This is a genomic window from Mucilaginibacter sp. RCC_168 (genome assembly GCF_041355315.1).
Lineage (GTDB): Bacteria > Bacteroidota > Bacteroidia > Sphingobacteriales > Sphingobacteriaceae > Mucilaginibacter.
The window spans coordinates 130,113-145,250 of record NZ_JBFUPN010000020.1; the positions used below are offsets into that span (position 1 = coordinate 130,113).

11 protein-coding genes are annotated in these 15,138 nt (G+C 42.8%); 6 read left to right on the forward strand and 5 right to left on the reverse strand.

Annotated elements, in window-relative coordinates:
- Nucleotides 1-34: 34 nt before the first annotated feature.
- The 3 genes from AB6735_RS19650 to AB6735_RS19660 all read right to left on the reverse strand — a co-directional run bounded on the left by AB6735_RS19650 (nucleotide 35) and on the right by AB6735_RS19660 (nucleotide 4,835).
- A complete protein-coding gene (locus tag AB6735_RS19650; RefSeq protein WP_370997689.1) occupies nucleotides 35-1,384 on the reverse strand; it encodes a rhodanese-like domain-containing protein in 1,350 nt (449 codons plus the stop codon).
- A 492-nt stretch (nucleotides 1,385-1,876) separates the two neighbouring features.
- Nucleotides 1,877-2,227, reverse strand: a complete 351-nt coding sequence (locus AB6735_RS19655) for a DUF2200 domain-containing protein (protein ID WP_370997691.1) — start codon at nucleotides 2,225-2,227, stop codon at nucleotides 1,877-1,879.
- A gap of 535 nt (nucleotides 2,228-2,762) precedes the next feature.
- On the reverse strand, nucleotides 2,763-4,835 hold the full coding sequence (locus AB6735_RS19660) for a M13 family metallopeptidase (RefSeq protein ID WP_370997693.1): 2,073 nt from the start codon (nucleotides 4,833-4,835) through the stop codon (nucleotides 2,763-2,765).
- 846 nt (nucleotides 4,836-5,681) lie between these two features.
- On the opposite strand from AB6735_RS19660, the gene AB6735_RS19665 reads away from it, so the two are divergent.
- Nucleotides 5,682-8,369, forward strand: coding sequence for a valine--tRNA ligase (locus AB6735_RS19665; protein WP_370997695.1), 2,688 nt, complete (start codon nucleotides 5,682-5,684; stop codon nucleotides 8,367-8,369).
- Nucleotides 8,370-8,460: 91 nt separating this feature from the next.
- The gene (locus AB6735_RS19670; RefSeq protein WP_370997696.1) at nucleotides 8,461-10,260 is read left to right on the forward strand and encodes an ATP-binding protein; all 1,800 of its coding nucleotides are present in this window, start codon (nucleotides 8,461-8,463) and stop codon (nucleotides 10,258-10,260) included.
- Here the strand turns inward: AB6735_RS19670 and AB6735_RS19675 are convergent.
- A complete protein-coding gene (locus AB6735_RS19675; RefSeq protein WP_370997725.1) occupies nucleotides 10,257-10,718 on the reverse strand; it encodes a type I restriction enzyme HsdR N-terminal domain-containing protein in 462 nt (153 codons plus the stop codon). The genes AB6735_RS19670 and AB6735_RS19675 overlap by 4 nt on opposite strands.
- A gap of 163 nt (nucleotides 10,719-10,881) precedes the next feature.
- On the opposite strand from AB6735_RS19675, the gene holA reads away from it, so the two are divergent.
- From holA to AB6735_RS19690, 3 genes are all read left to right on the forward strand, one after another.
- Nucleotides 10,882-11,904, forward strand: coding sequence for a DNA polymerase III subunit delta (gene holA, locus AB6735_RS19680; RefSeq protein WP_370997697.1), 1,023 nt, complete (start codon nucleotides 10,882-10,884; stop codon nucleotides 11,902-11,904).
- A 289-nt stretch (nucleotides 11,905-12,193) separates the two neighbouring features.
- Nucleotides 12,194-12,757 carry an adenylyl-sulfate kinase gene (gene cysC / locus AB6735_RS19685; protein ID WP_370997698.1) on the forward strand — a complete coding sequence of 188 codons (564 nt, stop codon included), beginning with the start codon at nucleotides 12,194-12,196 and terminating at the stop codon, nucleotides 12,755-12,757.
- Between the two features lie 49 nt (nucleotides 12,758-12,806).
- Nucleotides 12,807-13,637 carry a sulfotransferase gene (locus AB6735_RS19690; RefSeq protein WP_370997700.1) on the forward strand — a complete coding sequence of 277 codons (831 nt, stop codon included), beginning with the start codon at nucleotides 12,807-12,809 and terminating at the stop codon, nucleotides 13,635-13,637.
- 6 nt (nucleotides 13,638-13,643) lie between these two features.
- Here the strand turns inward: AB6735_RS19690 and AB6735_RS19695 are convergent, their stop codons facing one another.
- On the reverse strand, nucleotides 13,644-14,240 hold the full coding sequence (locus AB6735_RS19695; protein ID WP_370997702.1) for a TetR/AcrR family transcriptional regulator: 597 nt from the start codon (nucleotides 14,238-14,240) through the stop codon (nucleotides 13,644-13,646).
- An 88-nt stretch (nucleotides 14,241-14,328) separates the two neighbouring features.
- Here AB6735_RS19695 and AB6735_RS19700 point away from each other — a divergent pair, with 88 nt between their 5' ends.
- Nucleotides 14,329-15,123, forward strand: a complete 795-nt coding sequence (locus tag AB6735_RS19700) for an alpha/beta fold hydrolase (protein WP_370997704.1) — start codon at nucleotides 14,329-14,331, stop codon at nucleotides 15,121-15,123.
- Nucleotides 15,124-15,138: the final 15 nt, after the last annotated feature.

Sequence of the window (15,138 nt, forward strand, 5' to 3'; positions counted from 1 at the left end):
AACTTAATTAGATCAACTATAAAAGACCAATGAACTAATGAACAAATGAACCGATGAACTCCACAATCACCTCGCCCAGGTCATAAACAGGTACCTGTTTTATTTTGGCGGCTACTATGCTGGCTGCTGCTGCCGAGCGATAACCCGCGGCACAATGTATCACTACGGGTTTATCGGTTGGTATTTCGTTGATTCGTTCGCGCAGTTCGGGCAGGGGTATGGTGATAGAATCTTTAAATACCTTGCCATCATTTACCTCACCGCGGTTGCGTACATCAACAATATGATAGTTGTTGGGGTTGGTCCTGAAATCGTCCAGGTCAAGTGTCGCTGATGTTTCGGTTGCGTTGGCAGGTGATGCCAGGGCGGCTTTGATGTTTTTTTCGTAGCCTATTTTAGCTGCTTTTTTAATGAGGATGTTTACACTGTCTTCGCTTTCAGCTATCAGGTAAAAAGCTTCATCGGGACTTAATATAGAACCCAGCCAGGTTTCAAATTTTTCGCCATCCTGCAGGTTAATAGCACCTTTAAGATGACCGTTCCTGAACTGTTGTTTCGAGCGCGAATCAATCACCAATACATCTTTTTCAAGTCGTGTTTCAGCGTTTACCCTGGCAATGGTATCTATACTTTGCTGCAATAGCGGGGCGCCGCTTTTATTCAGATCAACATCATAACCAAAATATTTGGGCATGAAAGGCTGATCGGTAGTGAGGGTTTTAACAAAGGTCATTTCGTCCATCAATTGCAGGGCGTAGTTTTCGCGCAGCTCACGACCGATGGTGCTCTCCAGGTCCGGACTCATGTTTTTGCCGCACAATGAACCAGGCCCATGTGCCGGGTAAACCACCACGCTTTTAGGCAGCGTCATCAATTTATGACGCGTGCTCTGGTACATTTGTTTGGCCAGTTCTTCTTTTTTAGCGGTAATGTTGCCCACATTCTCGCGCAGGTCGGGCCGACCTACATCACCTACAAACAAGGTATCGCCGGTAAAAATCGCGGTGTCTTTGCCCTGTTCGTCTTCCAGTAAAATGCAAATGGAATCGGGTGAGTGACCGGGGGTATTGATGGCTTTCAGTTTGATATCGTTCAGCTGGATCACATCGCCATCGTCAAATGTTTCGTGCGGATAGGCAGCACCTGTAAGTTTGCTGCAATAAATTACAGCATTGGTAGCCTGATGAATTTCCAGGTGCGAGCTCACAAAATCGGCATGGGGATGCGTTTCAATAACGCCAACAATATCGGCATCGTGCTGACGTGCAAAGTCATAATAAGGCTGGGGATTACGTGCCGGATCAATAACGATCATTTTACCTGTACGGATCACGGCGTACGATGCATGCGCCAATCCTTTATCGTAGAACTGTTGAATTATCATATTATAAGCACAAAGATAAAGGTTTTGGCGGGTTGTTTTACGGCTGAAATGTTTACACGCTGTAAATATTAATACGATTAATACGATGGAATATGCAGTAATTCAGGTGTTTTTAGAGGGAAATACATCGATAAAAATATGTCATTGCGAGGAGGAACGACGAAGCAATCGCATGCTATACAGGGCCATTTTGCATAGCGAATACCCGCTCTTGGCCGCGGGAGGGCCAGTCACTTTGTAGCCACAAAGTAACCAAAAGGCTTGTCACCAGAAATGCTTCTTTGCCGCACTTGGCCTTTACCCCGCAAAGCCGACAGAACCACGGGCTGCAATTATTTTGCCCTACTTCGTTCGCTCAATCCTACGCTTCAGCAAAAACTTGCTATGCCCCGCATCCGCACAGGCCACCATTGTTCTGCCCGCTTTCGCCCGAAGCTTATCTGCTGACGGGGGAAGGAATTTTGTTTAAATAAACCAATTCAATAATTATCCCTATTTCCTCAAAATCTTTTCCATCGCTTTTCCCTTCGCCAGTTCATCAACTAACTTGTCTAAATAACGAACCTTCTGCATCAGTTTGTCTTCGATCTCTTCCACACGATACCCGCAGATCACACCGGTAATTTTGGAAACATTGGGGTTAATTTGCGGTGCCTGGGCGAAAAAAGTTTCAAAATCGGTTTTGTTGTTGATGTGTTGCTGCAAGGCTCGTTGATCATATCCTGTGAGCCAGAATATAATTTCATCCAGTTCTGCTTTTGTGCGACCTTTCCTTTCTGCTTTTTTGATATAGTGCGGATAAACACTCGCGAAAGACATTCTGTAAACTCTTGTATTATCCATGGTATTGGTTATTAATAGATATGTAAAATTACAAAATAGGTGAACATTGACCATAGACTGAAAGCGCTGGACTGGTGCGATTCCCCTCGGGAGGATAATAGCCCATGAGTAGACATAACGGACAAATAATATTAAAAAGGGGGCTGTCACCCTGAGCTCCGTCGAAGGGTCGCGCGCAGAGGCCTGCCCACCATGCTTCGACGAGCTCAGCATGACACCCTTTTTTGAACAAATGTCTAATGATTGGCTATTACTCTCGGAGGGGGTATGGAGGGGTTTATTCGTGATGCATGTCGTATACCCGCTCTTGGCCGCGGGAGGGTGGGGAGTATGTAAAAAATAACGTCATTGCGAGCGCAGCGTGGCAATCCCCTACTTACAGAGCGGACCTGCCTTTCGGGGATTGCTTCGTACCTCAGCAATGACGGGTGGAGAGAGGGTTGGGTGAGGCATAAAACAAACAAAGCCCGGCTTTCACCAGACTTTGTTTTATACTTAGTACTCAAGACTAACAACTTAAGATTCAAACCCAGAACTACCAAACCTTGATCCTATCTTCGGGTTTTTTGTACATTTTGTCGCCGGCTTGCACGTTAAAGGCCTTGTACCAGGCATCGATATTGGTAAGCGGCGCGTTGGTACGGAATTGTTCGGGCGAGTGCGGATCAGTCAAGATGCGTTGTGCTGCCGACTCGGGGCGCTGCCTGCTGCGCCATACCTGTGCCCATGATAAAAAGAAACGCTGATCGGCAGTAAAGCCATCTATCTTTTTATTTTCCTGACCTTGTTTGGTTTTTTTGTAGGCTTCGTAAGCTATGTTTAAACCGCCCAGATCGGCCAGGTTTTCGCCAAGGGTTAGTTTGCCGTTCACATGCAGGGTATCTATCACTGTAAAGGCATTGTATTGGTCAACTACCTGGTTGGCACGTACTTTAAATTTATCGGCATCGGTTTTTGTCCACCAGTCGCGCAGGGTGCCATCGGCATCATATTGGCGGCCCTGATCATCAAAGCCGTGAGTCATTTCATGGCCTATTACCGCGCCTATGCCGCCATAGTTTACCGCGTCATCAGCCTTAAAATCAAAGAAAGGGAACTGCAGGATACCAGCCGGGAAAACGATCTCGTTGTTGGTTGGGTTGTAATATGCGTTCACGGTTGGCGGCGTCATACCCCAGCGGGTTTTATCAACCGGTTTGCCCAGGCGGCTCAGGTTAAAATTATAGCGCCATATAGATAAGGCTTTCAGGTTAGCGGCATAATCGTTACGGTCAATCACCAAACCTTCATAAAGTTCCCATTTATCAGGATAGCCTATTTTTACCGTAAACGCGGCCAGTTTTTTAAGCGCGCGGTCTTTGGTCTCGGGGCTCATCCACTCCAGGCGTTTAATACGGTCGCCCAGGGTGCCTTTCAGGTTGTTCACCAGGTTGATCATGTATTGTTTGGCGGCCGGTGTAAAGTATTTCTCTACAAAAAGCTGACCTAACAATTCGCCAATGCTGCCATCAACCAGTCCGCTCATGCGTTCGTTACGGGGTGTTTGTACTTTCTGGCCGGTTAATACCTTGCTGAAATCAAAAGTAGCGTTTACAAACGGCGAGCTTAGTGATGATGACGCTCCTTTCAGGATGCTCCATTTGAGGTAAACTTTCCAGCTATCAACAGGGGCGGCTACCAACAGTGAGTCGGCAGCTTTAAAAAATCCGGGCTGGCCAACCAAAACCGTATCCTGTCCGCTGGCTTTTAACTGCGGCAATAAAGTGTTCCAGTTTAAATGCGGGGTGATCTTGCTGAAACCATCAACCGAAAATTTGTTGTAGGTAACGTTAGGATCGCGCATGGCCACACGGCTTAGTTGTGCTTTGGCCAGGCTGGTTTCCATGCCAAAAATAACGTCGGCATTTTTAAGGGCTTCTTCATTGCTGCTGCCGGTGAGCGTGAATAGCGCTACAATGTATTTTTTGTAAGCATCCTGGATGCTTTTGGTGCGGCTATCGGCTTTCAGATAATAGTCGCGATCGGGCAAGCTGGTACCGCCCTGGTTAAAACCCACCACGTATTTGTTCACGTTTTTTTCGTCTTGCCCAACACCGAACCGGAAAAGCGGGCTGCCTTCGCCATTAACACGCTGATAGGTCAGCTCGCCGATCACACCGTTGAGGTTATTGATTTGGTCGATACGTTGTAGATCGGGTTTTATAGGGTCATAACCACGTTTTTCGATAGCCAGGCTATCCATGCCGCTGGCATACAGGTCGCCAACACGCTGTCTTAAGCTGCCTTTAGGCTGTGTGCCTGATGTTTTGCTCACTTCATTAAGCAATCCTAATAATTTATCGGTATTTTCCTGGCGCAGGATGTTAAAACTTCCCCAGCGGGTTTCTTTAGCAGGAATAGCGTTTTGTTTGATCCAATTGCCATTGGCATAATCAAAAAAATCATCGCCGGGCTTTACGCTCAGATCCATATTGGCCGGATCAATGAATTTTTTAGGGACTGCAGGTTTGTGTTTTGGTTTGGGAGATGTGCCGCCACCGGCAGCAAAACTGTTGGCCGACAAGGCTAATGCGCCTGCCAACATTACATAAGACAACTTTAATTTCATGTTAATTGTTAAAAATTAAAGTTAATAAATTATGCCAGACATACGCAAACCGGCTAATGAAATGCTTAACGGTTAAACCAGTTGATGAAAAAGGAAAGCTTTGATTTTTTCAGAATATCAAGCCAAAAGCGATGCAAGTCCATTGATTTCATGGCCATTTACGGTTGTTCCTATACTAAACGCCTCTATTGTAAAATTATTGTGATGAAGCGGAGTAAGCATAGAAGGAACAAAGACAGAAGTAGTCAACTCACCCAGCCTACGCTTCGCTGGGTGACTCTCTCTTCCGCTTTGGCGCAAAGAGGGGTTAGAAAATTCTTTTTTTATAGTCCCTCTTTGCGCCAAAGGCGGAGAGAGGGATGTCGAGCGAAGTGATGACAGGATGAGTCTACCCCGCGCTTGACAATTAGAATTGCAAACATCAAATAATTTCCATATGTTTCAGTAAGCCGATTCGCATTCTTCCTATTTGAAAAACATAATTTGATCCCTCAACTAAAGAATAAAAAAACCAGCCGTTAAGTAGGTTAGCTATTTGAATAGCCGTTATTCGATACTTTTTAAAGTTTTAAAAACCGCCGAAAATTTGTTAAAAAGTGTTAAAATAGATGGTTTTAATCAAATCTTGAGCGGTTTTTGATCGGTTTTTACCCCATTTTTGAGCCGAAAAGTGTTAAAATTGAGACTTTAATAAGTTTTTGCTATTTGAATTTTATAATTTTCTGTCTGATATGAAGAGCCGGTCATGGCAAAAAAACGCGGGAGTATATCGATGCTAAAAATGGTTATATAATCCCTGAACTATCGGCTATGAACTAAGCGGGCAAATCCCTATTTTTGCGCGTTATGAGTATTGCTAAAACATATTTGCCCAAAGAAACCGAAGAGAAGTGGTATAGTTACTGGTTAAAGCACGATTTTTTTAAATCGGTGCCCGATGAGCGTGAGCCTTATACCATAGTCATTCCGCCGCCCAATGTTACCGGCGTTCTGCACATGGGCCATATGTTGAATAATACCATACAGGATGTATTGGTTCGTCGCGCCCGCATGAAGGGCAAAAATGCCTGCTGGGTTCCCGGCACCGACCATGCCAGTATAGCTACCGAAGCAAAAGTAGTGGCCATGCTCAAAGAGCGCGGCATCAGCAAAGCCGATTTGACCCGACCCGAGTTTTTGGCTTATGCCTGGGAATGGAAAGAGAAATACGGTGGCATTATCCTGGAGCAGCTTAAAAAATTAGGGGCATCCTGCGATTGGGACCGCACCAAATTCACAATGGATGAGGATCTGTCTGAAGCGGTAATAGATACCTTTATCCACCTGCACAAAAAAGGCCTCATCTACCGCGGTATCCGCATGGTAAACTGGGATCCGCAGAGTAAAACGGCTGTATCCGACGAGGAAGTTATCCGTAAGGAAGTTAATCAGAAACTGTATTATATACGCTATGCAGTGAAGTCCGAAAGTCGGGAAGACGGAAAGACCGAAAGCACTGATGCAGCTACAGACTTGCAGACTTCCGAACTCCCTGACTACTTAACCATTGCTACTACCCGTCCTGAGACCATCATGGCCGACGCAGCTATTTGTATTAATCCAAACGATGAGCGGTATGTTCATCTACATGGAAAAAGTGTTTATATTCCCTTAATCCACCGTACTATCCCGGTTATCCTGGACGAATACGTGACCATGGATTTTGGTACCGGCTGCTTGAAGGTAACTCCGGCGCATGATTTAAATGACTACGAACTGGGTCAAAAACATAAGCTGCCCGTTATTGATATTTTAAATGACGACGGTACGCTGAACGATAAAGCCCAGATCCTGATCGGGGTTGACCGTTTTGCAGCCCGTAAAAAGATAGCGGTGTTGCTGGAAGAAGCCGGCGCGCTGGAAAAAGTAGAGGACTATAAATCGCAGATCGGTTTCTCGGAACGTACGGATGCGGTTATCGAGCCAAAACTATCTATGCAATGGTTCTGCAAGATGGGTGAAATGGCCAAACCTGCATTGGATTATGTATTGAATGGCGAAATTAAATTGATACCCGATAAGTTTATCAATACCTACCGCCATTGGATGGAGAATGTAAGGGACTGGAATATCAGTCGCCAGTTATGGTGGGGGCAGCAGATCCCGGCCTGGTATTTACCAAACGGTGAGTTTGTTATCGCCAAAAATGCCGAAGAAGCATTGGTTGAAGCTAAGCTCAAGAATCCTGCATTCACTGCTCAGGATCTCACACAAGATCCTGACGTTGTAGATACCTGGTTTTCGTCATGGTTATGGCCTATATCAGTATTTGGTGGATTTAAAGACCCGGATAATGCCGATATCAACTATTATTACCCGACAAACGACCTGGTAACCGCACCTGAGATCCTGTTTTTCTGGGTAGCCAGGATGATCATGGCCGGGCACGAGTTCAGGGGCGAGGTACCATTTAAAAATGTATATCTTACCGGTATAGTGAGGGATAAACTGGGCCGTAAAATGTCAAAACAATTGGGCAATTCCCCCGATCCGCTCGACCTGATAGCTCAATACGGTGCCGATGGTGTACGTGTGGGTATGCTGCTTTGCTCGCCTGCAGGTAACGATCTGATGTTCGATGAAAGCTACTGCAAACAAGGCAGCGGCTTCGCCAACAAAATATGGAACGCGTTTAAGCTGGTAAAAGGCTGGGAGGTTGATGATACCCTTGCCAATCCTAATTCTATAGCGATAGATTGGTTTGCCAGTCGCTTTGACCAGGCATTGGGCCAGATAGAAGATAATTTTGCACAATATCGTTTGTCGGAAGCCTTAATGGATACCTACAAACTGGTATGGGACGATTTCTGCGCGTGGTACCTGGAGATGATCAAACCGGTTTATCAACACCCTATCGACCGGGCTACTTATACCGCTACGATACAATTCTTTGAAAATATACTGAAGGTTTTGCATCCTTTTATGCCTTTCCTGACCGAAGAATTATGGCATGATGAACTGTTTGGTGAACGTGCCGAAAAAGAGTGCTGTATTGTTGCACAATTGCCAGTTATTGGGGAAATTAATGCACGGCTACTAAGCGAAGTAGAAACGGTGAAAGAAGTTATTGGAGCAGTACGGAATACGCGGCAAACAAAACATATTGCTGATAAAGAACCGCTTGAGCTTTTAGTGAAAACAAACTCTGGTATAAATTATCTGCAATATCAGGCTATTATAGCCCGGCTTGGAAATATAAGCCGGTTTTCGGAAGTTACTGACAAAGTAGAAGGGGCTATCAGCTTTTTAGCTTCAACGGATGAGTTTTATATCCCTTTTAAAGAAGAAATAAATCCGGTAGCCGAGCGTGCCCGTCTTGAAAAGGAGAAGGAATACCTTTTAGGTTTTTTAAAATCGGTAAATGCAAAGCTCAGTAACGAGCGTTTTATGAGCAACGCCAAACCCGAAATTATTGAAATTGAACAGCGTAAAAAAGCTGATGCCGAAGCCAAATTACAGATCATTCAAAAGGCGCTTGACGATTTGGCTGATTAATTGCATGTAAAAGTTCGCTGCAAACAGCGGTAAGCTAAAACGATATTACCCGGTTGGCTTACCGCATTAGTAAAATGTTTGCGGCCCTGATATGTGCCCAAAAGCAAGTTTTTTTAACTTCTCCATCTACAAAATCATTTCAAAGGAGCAATCCTTTCTTGATCAGGCACGTATACGCTTGTTATATTATGGTTTCTTCCTGGTGTTTGTGGCTTCGGCTGCATTACTAACCAGTGTTTATTTCCAGGGACAGATGATGCTGGCCTACACCTGTGTATTTTTAATGCTCAGCATCGTTGTACTGTTTAAAGCCTTAACGTATAAGCCCAACTGGCTTGCCATATCACACGCCTTGCTCATTGTAGGTACATTGGTCAATGTGAGTATTGTATATTTATCCTTGCAAAGCATCAACATAGTTACAGTGCAGGTGGTTATCATCGTAATTGTATTTAGCTATTACATGCTGGGCCAAAAATGGGGCTTGATATACTCCTTGCTAAATACGGTACCCATATTGCTTTTTTTGTTTATTGAGCGCAATTACAATTATGCCATACGCATAAAGCCCGATAAGATAGACCAGTCGACCATCGTGATCAGTCTGTTTGCCAATTTTATCATACTCATTTTTATCCACAGCCACCTATATAATGCGTTTGTAAAAAATCTGAGGCAGCTAAGAGAAAGCGCTCATGAACAAAAGACCCTCAATCAAAAATTAAAAAAGGCCATTGAGAAGGCTGAAAAATCGGCACATGCTCAATCGGAGTTTTTATCAACCATGTCGCACGAGATCCGTACACCCTTAAACGCGGTGATCGGAATGAGCAACCTGCTGATGATGGGTAATCCAAGACCAGAACAAAAAGAGAACCTGGAGATATTAAAATTTTCGGCAAATAACCTGCTGGCTGTAGTAAATGACGTGCTCGACTTTAACAAAATTGAATCAGGGAAGCTGGTATTTGAAAACGTTCGCTTTGACCTGGTTGAGCTGATGTATAATATTTGCGGAGGGCAGATGTTAAAGGCACATGAAAAAGGTTTGCAGTTTACACTTACTGTTGACAATGCCTTAAAAAGCAAAGTTTTTTTTGGCGATCCTACCCGTATCACCCAGGTGATTTTTAACCTGGTTAATAATGCTATAAAATTTACACCCAAAGGGAATGTATGGGTTAATGTTACCTGCCTGGAGGATAGGCACAACAACCTGATCGTTAGATTTTCGGTAAAGGATACCGGTATAGGTATTAAAGAAAGTGGCCTGAAGAATATATTTGAACCTTTTACCCAGGAGTCGCTAAACACTACACGGGAGTATGGAGGTACCGGTTTGGGTTTGGCCATTGTAAAACGTCTGCTCGAATTGCAGGGCACCCATATTGAGGCGATCAGTAAAATTGGAGAAGGATCTGAGTTTTTATTTAATATGGAGCTTTCCGTGTCAACAGAGGTGATTGCCGAAGGGATAACCAAGCACCCGGAAATAGGCGAAGAAGAGAGTTTGGAATGCTTGAAAGTACTTATTGCCGAGGACAACATGGTGAACGTTATGCTGATGAAGAAGCTGTTATCAAAATGGAAAATAATACCCACCATTGCCGAAAATGGCGAACGTGCTGTTGAGTTTATGCAATACGGTAACTTTGATATTATACTGATGGACCTGCAGATGCCGGTAATGAACGGATTTGACGCGGCCCGGGAGATCAGGAAAATGGCCGACCCTAAAAAGGCAAAGGTTCCCATCATCGCGCTTACAGCCTCGGCGTTGGTTGATATCAAGGACCGGGTATTTAGGGTAGGGATGAATGATTATGTATCAAAACCATTTAAACCTGACGAGTTACTGGAGAAGATCCAAAACCTGATAACCCTGATTTAAATAGTTCCGGGGTAAACAGGCATATCCTCTAAAAACAGATATTTTTTGTTGATGTGGTCAATACGGCAATAGTAATGCTGCAAACCATTGCTAACTGCCAATAGCGAAACCTGGTGGACCATATTGTACCGGGCTATCTGGTCAAATGTTTTCTGATCAATGGTTATGGAAGGCGCCTTGCATTCTACAATCAATATTCTTTTGCCTTCGGCGTTAAATACAACAATATCTGTGCGTTTTTGCAGGCCATTAAGCTTCATACCGCCCTCCAGTTTAATTAATGCGCGCGGATAGTTTTTATGTTTAATCAAATATTGTACAAAATGCTGGCGTACCCATTCCTCGGGGGTTATAATGATGTTTTTCTTCCTGATTTCGTCAAACAAACTGAGCTGCCCGTTCTGATCAGTAATTTTAAAAGCATAAGGGGGAAGATTAAGCGGCTGCAGCAGATCCATTCTTAAATTCAAAATTCAAAAGTAAAAATTCAAAAGGATAAGCAGGCTGTCTCGTAGTGTTTATTTTCGTTTTGTAGTTCAAGAGTGCCCGGCAATTTTTACTTTTGAAGCCTAAATTGAAAAGTATTTTTGACTTTTTAATTTTTAATTTTGACTTACCAACATGTCCGCAGCAGAGTTATTAAAAGATATTAAGAACCGTAAGTACAAACCCCTGTATCTGTTGCATGGTGAGGAGCCTTATTTTATTGACCTGGTAAGCAATTATATCGAACACAGCCTGTTGTCCGATGCCGAGAAAGGGTTTAATCAAACTGTAGTATATGGTAAGGACACCGATATGATGACAGTGCTCAACGCCGCCAAACGTTATCCCATGATGGCCGATTACCAGGTTGTACTGGTAAAAGAGGCCCAGGAGATGAAATGGGGTAAGGATGATGACGGAAAAAAAGGTATAGATCCGGTGTTAAGCTATCTTGAAAACCCATTGCCAAGTACTATACTGGTGTTCTGCTATAAATATGGCAAGTTTGATAAGCGGAAAAAAACATATAAGGCCATCGAAAAAAACGGGATCGTTTTTGAGTCGGCTCCTTTGTATGATAATAAAATACCGGCCTGGATAGAGGGCTATATCAGCGAAAAGGGCTACAAGATCAACGCGCAGGCATCGGCCATGCTTTCAGAATACCTGGGCAATGATCTTTCAAAAATTGCCAATGAGCTCGAAAAACTGATGCTCAATGTAACTGCCGGTCAAGAAATTACCCTTAAACATATCCAGGATAATATAGGCATCAGCAAAGAGTATAACGTATTTGAACTGCAGGCTGCCCTAAGTAAAAAGGATGCCTATAAAGTTAACCAGATCATCAATTACTTTGAAGCTAACCCCAAGGCCAATCCCATTGTACTGGTGCTGGGCAACCTGAATAATTATTTTAGCAAGGTGCTGGCCTATCATTATGTGAAAGATAAATCGCAGCAAAACCTGGCCCGGGAGCTGGGGGTGAACCCGTTTTTTGTAAAAGATTATGAACAGGCAGGTCGTAGTTATAACTATCAAAAAACTATGCGGATCATCAGTTATTTGCGCGAGTATGATTTGAAAAGCAAAGGTGTGGAATCAAACGCCCCGCATGGCGAATTGATGAAAGAACTGATGTTTAAAATTCTTCATTAAGCAACCCTTATTGTTTACAGCATGGTAAATGCACGTAACATTTCTGTTAGGTGTATCAATCTGCCATTGTTGTTCGTAGTGATCAGGGTTGCATAAAAACCGCCTTTAAAGCACTTCTGTACAATTTTAAGTATCCTGAAATTACCTCCAACGAAAGTATTGTACCTGATTGTAAATAATCTTTTACAATCACACGCCTCCTAACAGGTAAGATATTTTATAAGTTCACGTTCAGAAAGTGTCCTGCAAAACTTTCGCAAGATGATGTTTATTAACTTAATTAACGGGTATGATACTTTTATTTTGCGGTCTGTCAGGAGCCGGCAAAACAACATTAGCCAAAAATGTTGCTGCCGAATTAACAGAACTTGGCATAAAGATCGAGATTATTGATGGTGATGAATATCGGCAGGAAATCTGTAGAGATCTTGGATTTTCAAGGGAACACAGGAGCGAAAACATCAGAAGGCTGGGATTTGTGGCCAGTCGTTTCTCAAACCAGGGTATAGTTACCATTATCAGTGCCATAAACCCATACGAGGATGTTAGGCGGGAATTGGTTAACCGGTATGACGATGTAAGTATAGTACACATTGACTGCCCGGTTAACAAACTAATTAACCGCGATACCAAAGGCCTTTACCAGCGGGCACTTTTACCAGAAGGCCATCCCAATAAACTTTTAAACTTAACAGGTATCAATGATCGGTTTGATGTACCGTATGATGCCGATCTTTATATTAACACCAGCGAAAATTCTATACAGCAAAGCACCTCTTTATTGGTTTATTTTATACTAAATAATCTTTACGCTACCGAAAAAGCTTCTAATAAAATGACAGATAATTTTTAAGCTGACTACCTGCTTAAGCATTTTAAAACGATCGTCCTTTTATAAAACTATGCAAAAAAGAACCCTTATCATTGCCGGAATGCACCGGTCCGGTACCTCACTTATCTCTAATTGGCTTACCAAATGCGGTTTACAACTTGGCGAACAAATGGTTGGTCCGGGTTGGGGAAATGAAGATGGCCATTTTGAGGATGTTGAATTTTTAAAAATTCACGAAGAAGTTTTGACCAACAATAACCTGCCATCCTCGGGTTTAACGGATGTACAAATTGATCACTTTTCTATATATGAAAAAGAAAAGTTGAAAAGCATCATCAAAATTAAACAGCAGTTGTATGATCAATGGGGATGGAAGGATCCGCGTACATGTTTGTTTTTAGATGTTTACCAGGAATTGCTGCCGGATGCCTTTTACCTGATCATCCTGCGCGATTATCAATCTGTAGTAAGTTCACTACTCCGGCGGGAATTTAAAGATGTAGAGCAAAAATACATGAGCCGTACTTATGTATCCAGACTGATATGGCAGAGATTCAGGAGATCACGTAAGCTTAAAAATTTTTACGCTGATTCCGCATCAAAGTTTTTAAAAGTTTGGATAGCCTATAATCAGGATATTTTAAACTGTGTTAAAAAGCTTAACAGTAATTCATTTATTGTAGTTAACTATTCCCTGTTGAATAAAGCTGACACCCAACTTTTCTCGTTTCTTGAAAATAATTGGAACTTTACATTAAAGTATTTCAAATTTAAAGATGTGTTTAAAGAAAGTCACATTGGTAAAGATATTGACATTGACCTGCATATTGCTGACAAGGAGCTTATTGAAACTGCAAAACAATTGCAGGATGAATTAAAGAAATATATACAGTTTTCGTGATAATGTTTAATCTTTAAAAAACACAATACGATTTACCGACCATCTCCAGGTTTTTAATATTTCATCGTTGGTTAACCGGCATACATCCTTTAAAACGGTTATAGATTCGATGCCAAAAAATATGCTCAATGAATTAACCATGTGATTAAAAACAGCCGGAGTTAATGTTGATTGTAATGGTTTAAGAGCCTCCCTGATCAGCAGGACGCGCCGGCCAGCTCTTGATGGTGCCTCCTTGCGGATAACTGATTCACCAATGATCGAGCTCAAAAAAAGACGAAACTCGATCTCATTGTTAATAAATAAATTAAAATGATAGTCAATTAACCGGTCCAATCTTCCGTTCAGGTCGGTAGTACTTAAATCTGCAAAAAGGTCATCGTTTGTTTTGGCCTTTAGCTGCAGCGATGCTTCGCGCTTTAAAGCCTCCGAACTGGAGAAGTACCTGTAGGCTGTGGCTTTTGAAACACCGGCTTCGCGGGCTACCATATCAACACTGATCTCGGTGCGTTGCTTTAATAGTTCATTTGCTTTTAAAAGAAGCACCTTGCGGGTTTTCATTTTTTGGTTAATTCTTCCCTTGTCTAAAGATAATTTTCCCATTGTGATACTTTTTTCTCATAAGATTAGCTGATAAGATTAAAATTAATATTTTTGTGAGATATTAGTATCATAAACGTAACATAAAGTAATGGCAAGCAGATTAAGGATTCGGGGCATTAACTTGGTGTACGAAGATCGGGGTGTAGGCGACGTTGTTGTATTTATACATGGACAGCCCTTTAACCGGAGCATGTGGAATTATCAGTCGCTGGTATTTAGTAAAACAAACCGGCTCATTATTCCTGATCTGCGGGGATATGGTGAAAGCGTCACTACAGAATCCATAGTGCTTTTAGATGAGCTCGCATTGGATATTATATATCTGCTTAATGAATTATCCATTGATAAAGCCGTATTGGTAGGCTTGTCCATGGGCGGACAGATAGCGCTTGAAATATACAGGCTTGCCCCCCACTTAGTGAAAGGCCTGGTACTGGCCGATACTGATGCCAGAGCCGAAACTGCTGTCAGTTATTTAAACCGGAAGGCGCTTGCAAAAAGGCTGTTAGCGGATGGGATGGAAAGTTATACTGCCGAAAATATAGCGCATTATCTTTGTAAAAACACTTTTGATACTAAACAAGAGGTAGTTGATCATCTTAGTACGATGATGGCAGGTACAGATGCGGCTGGTGCTGCGGCTGTTCAGTTAGGCCGGGCCGAAAGGAGGGATCATTCTGGTATTCTTTCAAATATTGATTTCCCGGTGCTGATCATCGTTGGAGATCAGGACGCATTTACTCCTGTTGCTACCGCTGAGTACATGCAAGCGCGCATAAACGGAGCAGGGCTTGCCGTTATAAAAGATGCAGGTCATATGCCTAATATGGAGCAGCCAGAACAGTTTAATCAATTATTAAAGGATTATCTGGATAAGGTTTAGCAGAAAAAGATAAGG

What these genes read in the sequence shown, in the direction of transcription:
- AB6735_RS19650 (WP_370997689.1), bottom strand. Translation starts at nt 1,384, where the DNA reads ATGATAATTCAACAGTTCTACGATAAAGGATTGGCGCATGCATCGTAC.
- AB6735_RS19655 (WP_370997691.1), bottom strand. Translation starts at nt 2,227, where the DNA reads ATGGATAATACAAGAGTTTACAGAATGTCTTTCGCGAGTGTTTATCCG.
- AB6735_RS19660 (WP_370997693.1), bottom strand. Translation starts at nt 4,835, where the DNA reads ATGAAATTAAAGTTGTCTTATGTAATGTTGGCAGGCGCATTAGCCTTG.
- AB6735_RS19665 (WP_370997695.1), top strand. Translation starts at nt 5,682, where the DNA reads ATGAGTATTGCTAAAACATATTTGCCCAAAGAAACCGAAGAGAAGTGG.
- AB6735_RS19670 (WP_370997696.1), top strand. Translation starts at nt 8,461, where the DNA reads ATGTGCCCAAAAGCAAGTTTTTTTAACTTCTCCATCTACAAAATCATT.
- AB6735_RS19675 (WP_370997725.1), bottom strand. Translation starts at nt 10,718, where the DNA reads ATGGATCTGCTGCAGCCGCTTAATCTTCCCCCTTATGCTTTTAAAATT.
- holA (WP_370997697.1), top strand. Translation starts at nt 10,882, where the DNA reads ATGTCCGCAGCAGAGTTATTAAAAGATATTAAGAACCGTAAGTACAAA.
- cysC (WP_370997698.1), top strand. Translation starts at nt 12,194, where the DNA reads ATGATACTTTTATTTTGCGGTCTGTCAGGAGCCGGCAAAACAACATTA.
- AB6735_RS19690 (WP_370997700.1), top strand. Translation starts at nt 12,807, where the DNA reads ATGCAAAAAAGAACCCTTATCATTGCCGGAATGCACCGGTCCGGTACC.
- AB6735_RS19695 (WP_370997702.1), bottom strand. Translation starts at nt 14,240, where the DNA reads ATGGGAAAATTATCTTTAGACAAGGGAAGAATTAACCAAAAAATGAAA.
- AB6735_RS19700 (WP_370997704.1), top strand. Translation starts at nt 14,329, where the DNA reads ATGGCAAGCAGATTAAGGATTCGGGGCATTAACTTGGTGTACGAAGAT.